Below are 14,395 nucleotides of genomic sequence, written 5' to 3'. Positions count from 1 at the left end.
TGGCTAGCCTCCGTAGCTGAGGATCAGGCCGTGCATCAGGCGCGACCAGCCGTCAACGGCAACGAACAGGAAGATCTTCAGCGGCACCGAGATCAGCGGCGGCGCGACCATCACCATGCCCATCGCCATCAGTACATTGGCCACCACCAGGTCTATGACCAGGAACGGGATGTAGATCAGAAAGCCGATCTCGAAGGCCCGCACGAGCTCGGAGGTGACGAAGGCCGGGATCAGCACCACCAGGTCGTCATCCTGCAGATTCTCGCGCGCCTGCTCCGACCAGATGTTCTGCGTGGCATCGATGAAGAAGACGCGCTCACGCTCGTTGGCGTAGAGCGATAGGTACTCCTGCAGCGGCCCGCGAAGCAGCGTGCCGGTCTCGCGGATGTCCTCGACGCTCTCCAGTGAACCGCCGTGGTTCTCGAGCCGGTAGGTGATCTCGCCGACCAGCGGCGTGGTGATGTAGACCGTCAGCACCAGGGCGATGCCGTAGAGCACCAGGTTGGGCGGCGTCTGCTGGATCCCCAGGGCGTTGCGAATCAGGAACAGCACCACGGCGATCTTGAGGAACGAGGTCATGGTCACCACCGCCAGGGGCAGCAGCCCCAGGCCGGCCATGACGATGATCATGCCTATCAGGTTGGGCTCGAACTCACTCATCGCCCGTAAGCCTTACGATCTGCACGCCCAGGCTGTCGCCGATCTCCACCAGCCGCCCTCGCCCCATGGGTCGCCCATTGACGACCAGGTCAACGGCGTCCTCCGTCGGCCGGGACAGCGGCAGCACGCTGCCCGGCCCCAGTTCGCGCAGTTCGCCGAGGGTGAGCTCCAGACGGCCGAGCTCGCACACCAGGCGCATCGGCAGGCCATCCAGGGCCGCCGCATCCGTGGGCGGCGATTTTGGGCTACGAGAGTCTTCTGCCATGGCGTCACGGCTCCTGTCGTTACTGAGGGGATGGTTCTCGAGGAGATGGCTGCTGGGGATATCGTTGCCGGCCCGCGCCGGCCGGGGCACATCGAGGTCGTCGCCATGCCCGGCGGTAAGTGGCGTGAGCAGTTTCAGGCCATCGTCCTGTTCCACCACCTTGGCCATGGGGCGTCCGGCGATCGCCAGCGCCTCGGCCGGTCGTTCAAGCAGCACCACGTCGCCCGGCATCAGGCCGCACAGCTCGTCCAGTCGCAGCCGTTGATGGCCGGCGACCCACTGCACGGAAATGGGCAGCGTCGAGCAGGGCCTGGGGTCGACGGCAGGCAGAGCCCCCAGCAGCGGTGCGACGGCCCGCATGGCGGCGGTGCCCAACGACAAGCGCAGATGGCCGGCGTCCCCGTCGGCCATCAGGGACAGGGTCAAGCGCATGGCCGCGAGCTCCTCGGCCGCGGGGAGCGCCGCATCTAGGTGCACGGCAACGCCCAGTCGTGCTTCCAGGGGCTCGAGCCACTCCAGCAGGGCGTACTCCAGCCACAGCGCCATGAGGTCGGGCTCGCACGTCGCCAGCCCAGCGCGCAGCGCCAGGCGATCCGACAACAGCGCCAGGCTGTCATGGCAGAGCTGCAGCAGCGCCGAGGCGCCGCCTATCGATAGCCCCAGTGCCACGGGCAAGGAGGGTGGCTCGGTTTCCGGGACGATGCGCAACCGCAGCGCCCGCCCGCCCAGGGAGAGCGCAAGTGCCGGGCGCGGGCAATGCAGAGCGTTGAGCATGGCCACCTGCTCCGGCGCGTACCGGGGCAGACGCGCGGCCACGACCTTGCCCCCTGCCACCGAGCCCTGCCGCCCCGCCTCCGGCATTAGGTCTAGCTCCGCCATTCCGAGCCTCCGCGCGGAAAGGTGTCCTCGAGGTCCGCCTCGAGGCGCCCCTCCTGCACGATGCGAACGTCGCCGCGGCGACGTTCGACCAGCCTCCCCAGCGCCTCTCGGGCATGAGAACGCTGCCTCCAGACCTCGGCCTGCCGGGCACACTCCTCGAGCAGCCGGCACCGCTCCCTTTTTGCCAGCGCACACGCATCGGCCAGCTCGGCCTGGCGGCACTGATGATCCTCGATGGCCTGGCGCGCCTGCTCCAGCTCCGCGGGCGACAGCGTCGTCCCCTCCGCCGCCTCGAACCACGCCTGCTCTAGCCGGTCGAAGTCGCTCTGCTCGCGCGCCAGGGTGAGGTCGAGCTCATCGATGCGGTGCGCCTCGTCCCGGCAGCGCCGCTGCTGCGCCACTAGGGCGGCCTCGGCCAGACGTTCGCGCCGTTCACGCAGCGCCATGAGTTGCTCGAGACGGAATCGATCGGTCATGACAGCAGTTCATCCATGCGTTTCAAGGTTTCCTCGAAGTTGTTGTGTTCCTTCTCGCTCTGGCGAAGGAAGGCTTCGATGGCGGCATGCCTGGCAACCGCCTCGTCGGTAAGGGGATCGTTGCCCTCACGGTACTCACCGACCTGAAGCAGCAGCTCGACGTCGCGATGTCGTGCCAGCAGATCGCGAATTCGACCGGCGTTGCGGCGCTGCTCGTTCGAGATGACGGCATCCATCAGGCGGCTGCGGCTGGCGAGGACGTCGATGGCCGGAAAGTGGTCGCGCTTGGCCAGGTCGGCGCTGAGTACGATATGGCCGTCGAGAATGGCCCGTGTCTCCTCGGCGACCGGATCGAGGCTGCCGTCGCCCTCGGTGAGCACGGTATAGAGCGCGGTGATGCTTCCGTGGGCCCCCGGTCCCGCCCGCTCCAGCAGGCGTGGCAAGGCGGCGAAGAGCGAAGGCGGGTAGCCGCGTCGGGTTGGCGGCTCGCCGGCGGCCAGGCCGATCTCGCGCTGGGCCCGGGCAAAACGGGTGATGCTGTCGACCAGCAGCAGGACGTCGCGCCCCTGGTCGCGGAAGTGTTCCGCCACGGTGGTGGCGACCATCGCGGCCCGCGCCCGTTCGATGGCCGGGCGATCGGACGTGGCCACCACGCAGACCGTGCGCTGGCGGGCCCTTGCATCGAGCTGCACGTCCAGCAGCTCGCGCACTTCGCGGCCACGTTCGCCGACCAACCCCAGCACGATGACCTCCGCCTCGCTGCCGCGCACGATGGCGGAGAGCAGCGACGACTTGCCCACCCCAGGCTCGCCGAAGATGCCGACGCGCTGGCCACGTGCCACGGTCAACAGGCCGTCGATGGCGCGAATGCCCAGCGCCAGCGGATGCTGGATCAGCTGTCGCGCCAGGGGGGTTGGGGGCTCGGCATGCACGGGGCAGATGCGCAGGGTATCAATTTCGCGCTCCGGTGCGGCATCGATGAAGGTGCCCAGTGGGCTGATCACCCGCCCCAGTAGCGCCTCCCCCACCGGCACGCCCTGCGGCCCCCCGGTAGCGATCACCTCGGCCCGGGTGGACATGCCCTGGAGGTCGCCGATGGGCGAGAGAATGGCGTGCTCCTCCTCGAAGCCGATCACCTCGGCGGCGACGTGACGCCCGCTTAACGGGTCGCGCAGGTAGCACAGCTCACCGATGCCGGTGCCGTCGACGCTGGCATGCACCAGCAGGCCGCGAATGCGCCGTACCCGACCGTGCACCGGGCGCAGTTGGGCATCTTCCAGCCGCGCGCCCAGCCGCGGCAGCAGCGCCTCGAGGTCGATCTCGGGGGGCGTCATAGCTGCGGCTCCTGGCCACTCGTCAGCGCTCGACGCAGGGCGGTCAACTGGGCATCAAGCCCGACATCGATGATCGCCACCGGGCTGACCAACAGGCATTGGCCCGGCCCCAGCTGCGTATCGCCCTCGACGCGATAGGCAGGGCCTTCGGCTATCGACGGCCATTGGGCCAGCAGCGCTTCGACGGCTGCCACCCGCTCCGGCGCCACGCGTACGCTGACCCGCATGTCGTGGCGCAATTCGCGCAGGGCCTGGCGCGCACAGCGGCTCACCAGCTCGGTATCGTCGAACTCGCCCAGGATACGGCGCACCATGCCCAGGGAGAGTTCGGCCAGTGCCTGGTCGAGCCCCGCCAGGTAGCGCTCCACCCGTTGGGTGGCTTGCGCCAGCAGTTCGGCCGCCTGAGCTTCGCCTTCCCGGCGTCCCTCCTCGAAGCCGTCGGCGTAGGCGCTGGCGGCGGTATGCCGGGTTCTGGATTCCACCTCCCTGGCGTGCTCCCGGGCGCGCTCGAGAAAGGCATAACCATCGATCCAGGCCTGGGCCTCGTCGCCGCGCAGGATGACCTTACCCGGGCGTGTCGGCAGTTGATGCATGCTCTGACTCCCTGATTTCTGCATCGACGATGGCAGCGGCACAGCGCACGATGCGCGGCCCCTGCCGGCAAACCTCGGGGGAGGCGTCATCCAGCGCCTCCTCCCGCGGCAAGCCGCTGGCCACCCCCAGCCTCAGCCAGGCGGCGAGTTCGGGAGGCTGCTGCGACAGCCAGGCCAAGACGCAGGCCTCCCCGTCGCGCTCGACCACCCGCGCCAACGCTTCGATGTCGTCACCGCTCGCTGCCGCCACCGCCAGCTCGCGGTTGGCCAGCGCGGTGGCGAAGGCGGCGTCGCCAAAGCGCTGCTTGAGCGCCACCACGCGTGGCGCGCGAATCTCACGTACGAAGGCGGTGGCATGGCAGATCACGCCGCAATACAGGTTCAGGGTGGTGCCAGCCCACGCCGGCAACGCCAGCAGCCGGGCGTCCTGTTCGGTGGGTACGGGCAGCGCCTCGGGCGGTGTCAGGCCATGGCGGTCGACCAGCCGCTGTGCCAGGCGGCGCTGGAAGCGGGGATGGTGCGCCAGCGCTTCCAGGGTGGCGTCATCGGCGATCTCCCCCAGGCAGTCCTGCAGCCAGGAGAATGCAACGCCGCGCGCCGGCGCCTCGACGAAGGAACGCCATGGGGCCGACGGCCCCCGCTCGCTGATGGTATCCGCTGCGCTCATGTAGGCGGCTCCAGGTCGTAGGACGTGCGCCGGCGCCGCTGCCAGGTCATCCACCCCACCACCCCGGCCAGGCCCAGCAGGGCGACTGCGAAAATACCGAACAGCCAGCTGACCCGCCTGACGCTGCTCGCCGGCATGGCGATGCCGAGAAAGGTGCTCGTCAGTGGTGGCAGTATTTGCACCCGGGGCTCCAGCCTGACCGCCGCCACCGGCACCACCGATACGTTGTCGTAGGAGAGCCCGGCAATGCCGTTCGCCACCAGCGTCTTGATCCGCGGGATCAGTGGGCCCACCTCGAGTTCGGGCGCGTGGCGAATGAACACCGAAGCCGACGAGGGCGTGCTGTCCTGGCGCACCAGGTCGTTCTCGGGTAGCACGACATGTACCCGAGCCGTGAGAACGCCATCGATCTGCGACACCGTATGCGACAGCTCTTCGCTGAGCGCATAGAGCATCTGCGCACGCTCCTGCACCGGCGACGAGACCAGGCTGTTGCCCTGGAAGACCTCGCCCAGATTGGAGAAGCGCTCCTGGGGAAGCCCCAGGCGATCGAGTATTTCCACCGCCTCGGCAAAGCGATCCTCGTCGACGGAGACAGTCATGCGCCCGCCATCGGCGGCGACCCGCTTGGCGGCAATACCGTGCCTGGCCAGCGCCGCCACCATGACGTTGGCCTCGCGCTCGCTGAGGTCGGTATACAACTCGGTGTCACACGCCTGCAGCATCAGCGCCACGACGAGAATCGACAGCGCTCTGAGCCAGCCCCTGCGTCGTTGAATAAATGGCAAGCCGCTCATCCCCGCAGCAGCGTCGAGCAGGCGCCCGACGTCTGGGCGGCGCAGGACGCCATTAACCTCGACTCGACCGCATGGTCGAACATCGAGCCGAACGCTTCGATCATGCGTTCGAACTCGGCGTCTCCAAGCGCCTCGGTATTGGCGCCACCAGCGCTCTCGCCGCTTTCGGCGCTCGACAAGACCCGTGAGGCGTCACTCCCCTCACCGCCCTGGCCGGATGAGAACACCTGCATCCGCTCAAGGGTGCCCTCAAACCCATTGAGGATTTTCTCGCCCAGCTCGGCCGGGGTCACGGCCTGCAGAGTCGAGCCGGATGCGCGTGCCATGTGTTCGAACAGATTCTGCTCGGCAAGCGCTCCAGAGTTCGCCATGCCCTCCGCCATAGGGGCGGGCGTCGCACCTGTCGTCATTGCGGACATCATTACGAATCACCTCATAACGTGTGCCTGAACGGCAGACAATTCCTGCCACATTCGTGCCGATCAGCCTTCGTCCTTGAGCATGTCGCCGGCATAATCCATCAGGTGCATCATCGCCAGGGATCCCACAGCCTGGCCGACGATGGCCTGAGCCTGGGCGTTCTCGATGGCAGCATCGAACGCCTGCTGGTCCGTGCTGGAGAGGTCGTTGCCACCGGGTGCACCTACGGCTTCAGTCGCCATGATCGCTTCCTCCTTTTCTTCTCTACGTTTCGCCTACTATCTTCGTCTCGCCGTCACTCGCTGACGGCGGTCTCGGTCGTTCCGCCGCGAAACACCCTGACAGCGGATGGACCGCGCGGGGTCGGTTGACGTAGACGCTCGACGTGCCTGGCCACGCTGTCGATCCATGCCGGCGGCCCCCAAGCCTGGAGCGTCGAGCCGCCATCCACCAGCCGCACACGCAACGGCGTACCGATGCGGGATGCTTCGATGTTTTCCATCAGTTGCTGCGAGTCGATTCCATCGAGCTCGAAGCGGCGCTGAGACATCTCTCCCCGCGTGGCGACATGCAGTACACCGCCATCGAAGAACCAGGCCAGGCCGTTGGCTGCGCTGACCCTTGCGAGGAATTCTTCAGCAGTACTGGCACGTATATCACCTCGCACCCGCCCTTCGACTTCACGCGAAATCTCTACCGGAAGCGACAGGTTATGTCCCATCTCCCGGAGCACGTCGCGCACGTCCTGATCGATGATGACGTAGCGATACTCGCGCTCCTTCCACTCTTCCATTGGCCATCCGTTTGCCTGCTCTTCGGCAATGCAATTCCCTGCAACGGTGGTCAAGCCCACGCCAAGAAGAGCGAATATTGCATAACTGTTTCGCACCGAGATCGAAAGAACCTTTCCTATACCAAGAAGGATAAAGGTGCAGTAGTATCGAAGCGTCTTTGCCTGACGAGGTGACAGGCTTCCCTGGAATACCCGCAGCGGAAAGCTCCTTGAAAGGCGTTTTCCACGCCAAGCAATCTCGGGGCGTGCTTCCACATACAAGGAGGTTTCATCGGTGATGCGTAATGACCTACGAATGGCCGCTCTCCTGCTTTCCTGCCTAACACTCGGTGCCTGCTCGACCACCGGCAGCGGCCAAGGCGGGGAGGAAGCTCGCCTGCTCAGCCTGGCGGACGACATCGGCCAGCGCGGCGACCACGCCACGGCCGCCGCCATGTATGAGAGGGCGGCGGAGCTATCTGCCGACGATCCACAGATCCATGTGCGGCTCGGCAATGCCCGGCTCGATGCCGGCAACGCGGAGGCCGCCAAGGCTTCCTTCCGTACCGCTCTTACCCTCGATATCGAGAACACCGATGCCCTGCTGGGGCTGGGCACGGCCCAACTTCGCCTCGGCGAGGTCGAGAGTGCGATACGCAACCTGCAGAAGGCAGCGCCGGAAGTAGACACTCTGGCTGCCTGGAGCCGCCTGGGTGTCGCCCATGCCCTGATGGGCCAGGGAGAGTCGGCGCAGCACGCCTTCTCCCAGGCGGCGGCACTCTCGCCGCACAGCCCCGATGCCCTCACCAACCTGGCCCTGGCACATTCGCTGACCGGAGAGGACGATGAGGCCATCGAGCTGATGCGTCGTGTCAGCGATTCACCGCTGGCCGAGGAGCGCCACTTCCGCAACATGATCCTGATATTGGTGCTGGCCCAGGAACTGGAACAGGCCCACAGCGTCAGCCTCCCGGAGATGACCCCCAGCCAGCGCCAATCGCTGATCGAACAGGCTTCACGCATCGGCGAGATCGCCGACCCTGCCACCCGGGCTCGCGCCATGGGCCTGGCCATGGCGCGATAAAGCACTTGGGGCCAGGTGCCCCGGGGGAGCAGTGGCTGCAGGTGCATGCTCACAAGTCCCCCGTGGTGACGCTGCGGCTGGCGGAACCGCGCGCTTCCGATTCGAGCTGAATGCGCCGGCTGTTGGCGCGCTCGCGGTCTTCCAGGCGTTCACGGGCCGCTGCCGCTACCGGGGCGCCCCGTGCGGGCCCCATCTCGCGGCCGTAGAGCAGATCGCTGGGGCGCTCGACCATGGCCTGCAGATTGAGATCGTTGGCACAGCCAGGTGGCAGGGGGACGATGCCGGCCTGCCCGGGTGATACCCGACAGCTGTTGGGCGCAATGGCACGTCGCAGCGCCTCGGCATCGTTCCCTGCGGGCTCGTCCACCTGGCGATAGCCGCTCTCCCAGGAGCTCGGCCCCATCGACGAAACGCAGCCACTCAGCAGCAGAGTCAGGGGGAGAAGTCGCCAGGATCGCCAGCTTGCGTGATAGCGCATGCCCTCATTCTCCTTGTTCATTGCAGATGGAAGCCGAAGGGGTCGTCACTCGCGACCCGGTAGGCGCTGCTCGTGTCGAGCATCCCCTCGTCCCCGACGACCCGGGCATGATCCATTGGCTGTCGCACCGGCGACGGCGACGAGACGGGTTCGACGATATAGGGCGTGATCAGGATCACCAGCTCGGTCTCGTTGCGCTGGAAGCGCCGCGAACGGAACAGGTTGCCGAGGATCGGGACATCACCCAGCACCGGAACACGCTCGATGTTATTGAAGGTGTCACGCTGGAACAGGCCGGCGATGGCGAAGGTCTGGCCGCTGCCCACCTCCACCAGGGTATCGGCGCGCCGTACCTGTAGCCCCGGCACGCTGATGCCCCCGATTTCCACGCTGCTGCCGGTCAGGCTGCTCACCTCGGGACGTACCTGCAGCGAGATGCGGTCGTTGGGCAGCAGCACCGGCGTGAACAACAGCGAGACGCCGAACTGCTTGTACTCGATGCCGACCAGGTCGCGATTGACCGGCACCGGGATCGGAATCTCGCCACCGGCCAGGAAACTGGCGGTCTCCCCAGTCACTGCCGTGATGTTGGGCTCGGCCAGGATCTGCAGCAGACCGTTCTCCTGCAGCGCCTGCAGCAACCCATCGATGCTGTCGCTACCGCCACCCAGAGTGCCGAAGGTCATGCCGGCCTGAGAGCCTGGCAGCACACCCAGCGACAGAGAGCCGTTATTTATCAATGCACTCCAACTGACGCCGTACTGCAGCAACTCTTCGCGCGATACTTCGGCGAAGCGCACGCGCAGGTTGATCTGGGTGCTGCCCTGGTAGGTGGTGGCATCCAAAGCTTGCCCCTGTTCCGGCGTGTGGCTCTCGAGCGTCGACTGGATGGCCATGGCGCTGCCGACATCCGTGCTTTCGCCCTCCGCCACCAATTGGTTACCGGCCATGCGCAGCACGATCGGCGCCCCACCTCCCGCCTCCTGCAATGCTTGATTGACCGCCTGGGCGCCGTCACGCACCTGCAGGCGCATCGACGCCTGGGTACGCTCGTCCGCGCCCAGCACGATCAGGTTGGTATCGCCTTGAGCCTTGGCATAGAGGTAGATCACCCCGGGAGAGACGACCTGTACGTCGGCGATCTCGGGGTCGGCCACGAAAACCGACTCGGCCGGCTCGCCGAAGCGCAGGATGCGCCCCTGCCCGGTTTCCAGCGTAAGCCCCTGTTCCCCGCTACCGTCGGCATTCTGGGCGTGCGCGGAAGCCATCAGCACGAGCCAGGACAACAGCGTGGCCAGGCAGCGAAGGAGTACCGAGCCGTGGGAAGGAGGAAATAACGAGGGTCTGGCTGCCATCGCAGTCACTGCTCCTTGATGGGAGGGGTTGTCGTTCGAACTGCTCATTCCGCTTCACCCTTGGGCGCGCTGGCAGCTTCGCCATCGCCCCGGGAGTGCGATTGCGGCAACCTGACCTGGGCCAGCGACTGGAGACTGAACTCCGGCGCCACCTCGGACCAGGCGATCACCGGCAGGTCCAGCTCGTGTCGCCTGGCCCACTGCTGCAGCACCGGACGCACATCGGCGGAAACCACCACTACCGGCGACACGTCGCTGTCCAGCATCTCCAGGCGCTGCTGGAACCAGCGGTTCAGGGCGCGCGACAGCGCTGCCGGCACGCTGCCGCTTCTGGCGACGCCATCGGTACTGCGCTGCGTGGCGCGGATGGCCTCTTCGAGCTGTCGGGTCACCACCCAGGCCGGCAGCACCCGATCGGCCCGGGCGAAGCGATGACAGATCTGGCGCGACAGGGCGGCCCGAATGCGCTCGGTCAGGCGCGGCACGTTGGCTTCCTGGGGGCCCCAGGTCACCACTGCCTCGAGGATGGTGCGCAGTGCGCGCAGCGGAATGCCCTCGTCCACCAGGCGGCGCAGGATGTCCGAAATCTTCTGCAGCGAGACCACGCGCACCGCCTCGCCCACCAGCTCTGCATAGTCCTGCTCCATGCGCGACAACAGCGTCCGGGTCTCCTGAATGCCAACGAACTCTCCGGCATAACGTGCCAGGGTGCGTTCCAGACACAGGCACAGCACCTGATCGGCCCGGCGATAACCGATCCCGGCCTCATCAAGGCGCTCGACCTCCTGCACGGCCACCCAGTGCCCCGAGTGCCGCCCCAGCGGCGATAGATGCTCGACGGCCTCGACCTCCAACATTTCCAGATGCACGGGATCGTCGTCGAGCAGTACCTTTTCGGCGGGAAGCTCTCCCTGCCTGATCGGGACTTCATCTAGCTCGATGGCGAAATGGTCGGCTTCCAGCGACGCATCGACATGCAGGCCGACGCCCGGCATCTCGATCCCCAGGCTCGCTCCGGCCCGGCGGCACGCCTCGTCGAGTTCCCAGCGCAGGGCATCAAGAGAGAGTGCTTCGGCCAGCGAAGCCGACAGGCACAGCACCACACGATGTGATTCACCCGACTCCGGCACTGTGCCGGCGTTAGGCGCGGGCTCCTGGTCAGCCGGCGTTGCCGCTTCCCTAGTGGGAGAGGGAGCGGCGCTTGCCGCCATGGGTGCTGGGGACGAAATCTCCCCTCCGGTATCGACCTGCGTCGCCAACCTGCGCTCCCGGCGACGTATCACGTAGGCCGCGAAGCCCAGACCGGCCGCCAGGGTGAGAAAAACGCCGGGAGCGAACCCCGGGATGAAGGCAGCGAAGAGCAGGATGACGGCGGTCAGCCCCAGCGCCCGGGAACTCCTGCCGAGCTGGCCGACGATCTCGCTGCCCAGGTCACCGCTGTGGCCGGAGTTCGAGCTGACCCGTGTCACTACGGTGCCGGCGCCGACGGCGATCAGCAGCGCCGGGATCTGGGCCACGAGCCCGTCGCCGACCGTCAGCAGCGAATAGGTATTCACCGCCTCGCCGAACGGCATGCCCCGCTTGACCATGCCGATCGACAGGCCACCGATCAGGTTGACGCAAAGGATCACCAATCCGGCGATGGCATCGCCCTTGACGAACTTCATCGCGCCGTCCATCGCCCCGTAGAGCTGGCTCTCCTGTTCCAGGCGCTGACGCCTGCTGCGCGCCTCTGCCTGCTCGATGTCGCCGTTGCGCAAGTCGTTGTCGATGCTCATCTGCTTGCCCGGCATGGCATCGAGAATGAAGCGGGCGGCCACTTCCGCGACCCGTTCAGCCCCCTTGGTAATTACGAGGAACTGGGCCACGGTGATGATCAGAAACACCACCAGGCCGATTACCACTTCGCCGGCGATGACGAAATTGCCGAAGGCCGACACGATCTGCCCGGCATCGCCCTCGAGCAGGATCAGGCGCGTGGTGGTAATCGACAGCGCCAGGCGGAACAGCGTGGCCAGCAGGATGATCGGCGGCAGCGAGGAGTACTCGACCGGGTGCGAGATGTAGAACGCCACGACCAGAATCAGCAGGCTGAAGCCTATGTTGATGCCGATCAGTGCATCCACCAGCGCCGTCGGCAGCGGGATGATCATCATGACCACCGCCAGTATGATGAAAAGCGCAATGACCACGTCGCTGCGCTGGGCAGCCCGCTGGGCGACGAGATTGAACTTCGCCAGGGCCGCGCTCATGCCTCCCTCCGCTGCTGAAGGAAGTCGCGGAAACGGCGCCGGGCCTCATCCTTCTGCCCAGCTACCCATAGCGCCCGGCTCTGCAGCAATATCAGCCCGGGCGAGGCTCCCTGTAGGCGCTCCAAGCGCGCTATCGCGTCGAGCGCCCTCGGCGTGTCGCCCACCGCGATGAAGGCCCGGGCCAGCGTGTGCAGGATGCCGGCATGATCGGGGGCGATATGCGCCGCGATCAGCAACAGCACCAGACCACGCTTCGCTTCGCCGCTCTTGAGGTAAAGATGCCCCATCATGTGCATCAACTCCGCCGCTCCCTGGTCACCATCTCTCACCGCTCGAGCTCCTCGGCCTCGGCACGTCGTTCCGCCCACTCCAGGCGCTGCGCGATCTCTTCGTTGAGCAGTTGCGCTGCCATCTCGACGACCTCGGCTTGCGTGTCCATCTCGGGCAAGACCGCATCGACCACGTGCTGCAGCAGCCCAATGCTGCGCTCATTGGCGTAAAGCGAAGGATCGCCGGCTGCGGGCTGCGCCATGCGCTCGATTTGCTCACGCAGCGTGCCGCCCTCCTGGCGACGCGCCTGGCTGCCCTCCACCGCCCTGGCGAAGTCGGCTTGTCGCTCCGGATCGACGGGCTTGCTGCCGCCGGCCTCGCCAGCATGGGGCACTGTCCCTGCGCTGGTGCGGAGACGTTGATCGTCCTGAATACGATCGGCGGTGACTCTCATGGCGTCGCCTCCATGGCAAAGGGCCGGCAGCGTTTCGCTACAGCGTCAGGGAGAACTCATCATTGCCACGGCGTACCGTGACGCGGTTATCGGCGATCTCGGCCAGTACCCAGCCCTCCTGGAGGGCGGCACCGGGGTAGAGGCGTTCACCCCCAGGGCCAACGACATAGGGATTCTCACCGAACCACACCGCCTGGAACTGCAGGGCTGGCGAATCGGTCGACAGCTGCGGGCGAGCTTCGCTGATCAGCAACTGGCTACCGCCATAGTGCCGATCGAACCAGAGCTGCACGTCGCGCCACTCGTCATAGCGTTCAGGGGGGAACTCACCGTCAACGACCAGGTGATTGCCGGCATCGCGAACCTGAAGCCCCTCCAGCCCGGCCTCAGCGAGCCGCCGGGCCAATGCCTCGCCGGGTGGCGTATCGACGGCCATCAGCGAGCGGGCCGCCTCGGCGGCCTGTGGATGCAACATGCCTGTTGAATGGAGCGCGCTGGCAGAGATACTGGCCCCCGCCGTGCCGACGCCAACGAGCTGGTAGATGCCAACGATCGCCAGGGTCGTGCAGAGTGCCGTCACCGCGGTGCTGCGACTGGCCAGCACATGTGCCGGCCCCTGGCGCGCCTGGACCAGACGGTGGCGCCAGTGCGCCGGAATCGGCGCCCGACGCCATTGATGGGAGACGAGGCTTACCAATGGTGCGAACCGGATACCGAGGCGTCGACTCACCGGCGCCAGGACTCCTCCGATGCGAGACCACCACTGCACCAGCTTGCCCCGAAGTGCCAATGCGAGGGGTAAAGCGAAGCGCTGCAGGGCGGCTCGCAAAGGCGCCAATCGGTGCCTCAGGGTCGCCCTTGCTACGGGCACGCTTGCCTGCACACGGCGCTGAAGTGTGCCCATACCTCGCCGGGCGTTCTGCAGGGCTGGCGGAAGCATCAGCTCAGGGCGGGTAAGCGTGAGTTTCACTTCGCCAATGGCAAGGGTGACCGGCAAAGGCGTACGCCAACCGGTACCTTGCGCCAGCGGCTTACCGTTGGCCTCGACAGAACCTCCGACCGCCTCGATGGCCACCATTCGAGCGTGAAAACGCAGAACGACATGTTCAGCGACAACGCCGGCATCGCTCAGCAACACATCGCAACTGGCCGCGGAACCGATACGACAGACCGGCTGTTCGAGCGGAACGGACACTCCCGCATGAAGACCGCTCCTCACTTCCAGCGTGGAGAACATCTCGGTCGTCGGCATCAAGAACGAAGTCACGGAAGCCATGGATGCCACCTGTCATGAAATACCATCAAGCCCGAGCCCCCATCTCGAACATGACGGCAGCCAAGATACGCAGCCTGGATAATGAAAGCCTGAACGGACGCTGGTGCCCGCCAGCGTCCGCCGTGGCAATGTCAGTTGTTGGGACGTGCCGCCCTGGCCGTATCGACCTCGGTGTTACCCTCGGTCTTGACCTTGCTGACCTCCATCGATTTCTTGGCGGCCTGATCGAAGATATCCTTTAGTTGCTGTACATCGATGCCACCGCCACCGCCAGCGCCTGAAACACCATCAGCAGCCATTTTCTTTTCCTTGATCTTGAAGATCGCCATGCCTTGCCTCCTTTTAGGATGGAAGAAACTGAAC

General features: G+C 66.2%; 18 protein-coding genes. 1 reads left to right on the top strand and 17 read right to left on the bottom strand.

The annotated features are described in order from the left end of the window. Positions 1-3 precede the first annotated feature (3 nt). Genes sctR through KPL81_RS06405 form a run of 10 tightly spaced genes read right to left on the bottom strand, consistent with a single transcriptional unit; the run spans position 4 to position 7,145 of the window. Positions 4-660, bottom strand: a complete 657-nt coding sequence (gene sctR, locus KPL81_RS06450; protein WP_219791149.1) for a type III secretion system export apparatus subunit SctR — start codon at positions 658-660, stop codon at positions 4-6. Continuing rightward, entirely contained in the window at positions 653-1,804 is a 1,152-nt protein-coding gene (gene sctQ / locus KPL81_RS06445; RefSeq protein WP_219791148.1) for a type III secretion system cytoplasmic ring protein SctQ, read from the bottom strand. Before sctQ ends, sctR begins: the two co-directional genes overlap by 8 nt. Further along, on the bottom strand, positions 1,792-2,280 hold the full coding sequence (locus KPL81_RS06440; protein WP_219791147.1) for a hypothetical protein: 489 nt from the start codon (positions 2,278-2,280) through the stop codon (positions 1,792-1,794). The genes sctQ and KPL81_RS06440 overlap by 13 nt, the downstream gene beginning before the upstream one ends. Next, a complete protein-coding gene (locus tag KPL81_RS06435) occupies positions 2,277-3,614 on the bottom strand; it encodes a FliI/YscN family ATPase (protein WP_219791146.1) in 1,338 nt (445 codons plus the stop codon). The genes KPL81_RS06440 and KPL81_RS06435 overlap by 4 nt, the downstream gene beginning before the upstream one ends. After that, positions 3,611-4,207: a type III secretion system stator protein SctL gene (sctL, locus tag KPL81_RS06430; RefSeq protein ID WP_219791145.1), complete on the bottom strand. Its 597-nt coding sequence runs from the start codon at positions 4,205-4,207 to the stop codon at positions 3,611-3,613. The genes KPL81_RS06435 and sctL overlap by 4 nt, the downstream gene beginning before the upstream one ends. Next, positions 4,179-4,874 carry a hypothetical protein gene (locus KPL81_RS06425; RefSeq protein WP_219791144.1) on the bottom strand — a complete coding sequence of 232 codons (696 nt, stop codon included), beginning with the start codon at positions 4,872-4,874 and terminating at the stop codon, positions 4,179-4,181. Before KPL81_RS06425 ends, sctL begins: the two co-directional genes overlap by 29 nt. Further along, positions 4,871-5,662, bottom strand: a complete 792-nt coding sequence (gene sctJ, locus KPL81_RS06420; protein WP_240549081.1) for a type III secretion system inner membrane ring lipoprotein SctJ — start codon at positions 5,660-5,662, stop codon at positions 4,871-4,873. The genes KPL81_RS06425 and sctJ overlap by 4 nt, the downstream gene beginning before the upstream one ends. 5 nt (positions 5,663-5,667) lie before the next feature. Beyond that, positions 5,668-6,093 carry a hypothetical protein gene (locus KPL81_RS06415; RefSeq protein ID WP_219791142.1) on the bottom strand — a complete coding sequence of 142 codons (426 nt, stop codon included), beginning with the start codon at positions 6,091-6,093 and terminating at the stop codon, positions 5,668-5,670. A gap of 60 nt (positions 6,094-6,153) precedes the next feature. Continuing rightward, positions 6,154-6,333, bottom strand: a complete 180-nt coding sequence (locus KPL81_RS06410) for a hypothetical protein (RefSeq protein WP_219791141.1) — start codon at positions 6,331-6,333, stop codon at positions 6,154-6,156. Between the two features lie 53 nt (positions 6,334-6,386). Beyond that, positions 6,387-7,145, bottom strand: coding sequence for a hypothetical protein (locus tag KPL81_RS06405; protein WP_219791140.1), 759 nt, complete (start codon positions 7,143-7,145; stop codon positions 6,387-6,389). A 34-nt stretch (positions 7,146-7,179) separates the two neighbouring features. Here KPL81_RS06405 and KPL81_RS06400 point away from each other — a divergent pair, with 34 nt between their 5' ends. Further along, a complete protein-coding gene (locus KPL81_RS06400) occupies positions 7,180-7,947 on the top strand; it encodes a tetratricopeptide repeat protein (protein WP_219791139.1) in 768 nt (255 codons plus the stop codon). 49 nt (positions 7,948-7,996) lie between these two features. Here KPL81_RS06400 and KPL81_RS06395 read toward each other — a convergent pair whose 3' ends face one another. From KPL81_RS06395 to KPL81_RS06365, 7 genes are all read right to left on the bottom strand, one after another. Then, positions 7,997-8,425 carry a CpaD family pilus assembly protein gene (locus tag KPL81_RS06395; protein ID WP_219791138.1) on the bottom strand — a complete coding sequence of 143 codons (429 nt, stop codon included), beginning with the start codon at positions 8,423-8,425 and terminating at the stop codon, positions 7,997-7,999. A 17-nt stretch (positions 8,426-8,442) separates the two neighbouring features. After that, positions 8,443-9,780: a type II and III secretion system protein family protein gene (locus KPL81_RS06390; RefSeq protein ID WP_219791137.1), complete on the bottom strand. Its 1,338-nt coding sequence runs from the start codon at positions 9,778-9,780 to the stop codon at positions 8,443-8,445. A 44-nt stretch (positions 9,781-9,824) separates the two neighbouring features. Further along, the gene (sctV, locus tag KPL81_RS06385) at positions 9,825-12,032 is read right to left on the bottom strand and encodes a type III secretion system export apparatus subunit SctV (RefSeq protein ID WP_219791136.1); all 2,208 of its coding nucleotides are present in this window, start codon (positions 12,030-12,032) and stop codon (positions 9,825-9,827) included. Beyond that, positions 12,029-12,361: a tetratricopeptide repeat protein gene (locus tag KPL81_RS06380; RefSeq protein ID WP_219791135.1), complete on the bottom strand. Its 333-nt coding sequence runs from the start codon at positions 12,359-12,361 to the stop codon at positions 12,029-12,031. Before KPL81_RS06380 ends, sctV begins: the two co-directional genes overlap by 4 nt. Then, positions 12,358-12,756, bottom strand: coding sequence for a hypothetical protein (locus KPL81_RS06375; RefSeq protein WP_219791134.1), 399 nt, complete (start codon positions 12,754-12,756; stop codon positions 12,358-12,360). The genes KPL81_RS06380 and KPL81_RS06375 overlap by 4 nt, the downstream gene beginning before the upstream one ends. Positions 12,757-12,793: 37 nt before the next feature. Further along, the gene (locus tag KPL81_RS06370; RefSeq protein ID WP_219791133.1) at positions 12,794-14,032 is read right to left on the bottom strand and encodes a SctD/MshK family protein; all 1,239 of its coding nucleotides are present in this window, start codon (positions 14,030-14,032) and stop codon (positions 12,794-12,796) included. A gap of 131 nt (positions 14,033-14,163) precedes the next feature. Further along, positions 14,164-14,361 (bottom strand): hypothetical protein, encoded by a 198-nt coding sequence (locus KPL81_RS06365; RefSeq protein ID WP_219791132.1) that lies wholly within the window; start codon positions 14,359-14,361, stop codon positions 14,164-14,166. Positions 14,362-14,395 lie beyond the last annotated feature (34 nt).

This window comes from Billgrantia antri, from assembly GCF_019430905.1.
GTDB classification, from domain to species: domain Bacteria; phylum Pseudomonadota; class Gammaproteobacteria; order Pseudomonadales; family Halomonadaceae; genus Halomonas; species Halomonas antri.
This window is presented reverse-complemented; position numbering and strand designations above follow the sequence as displayed.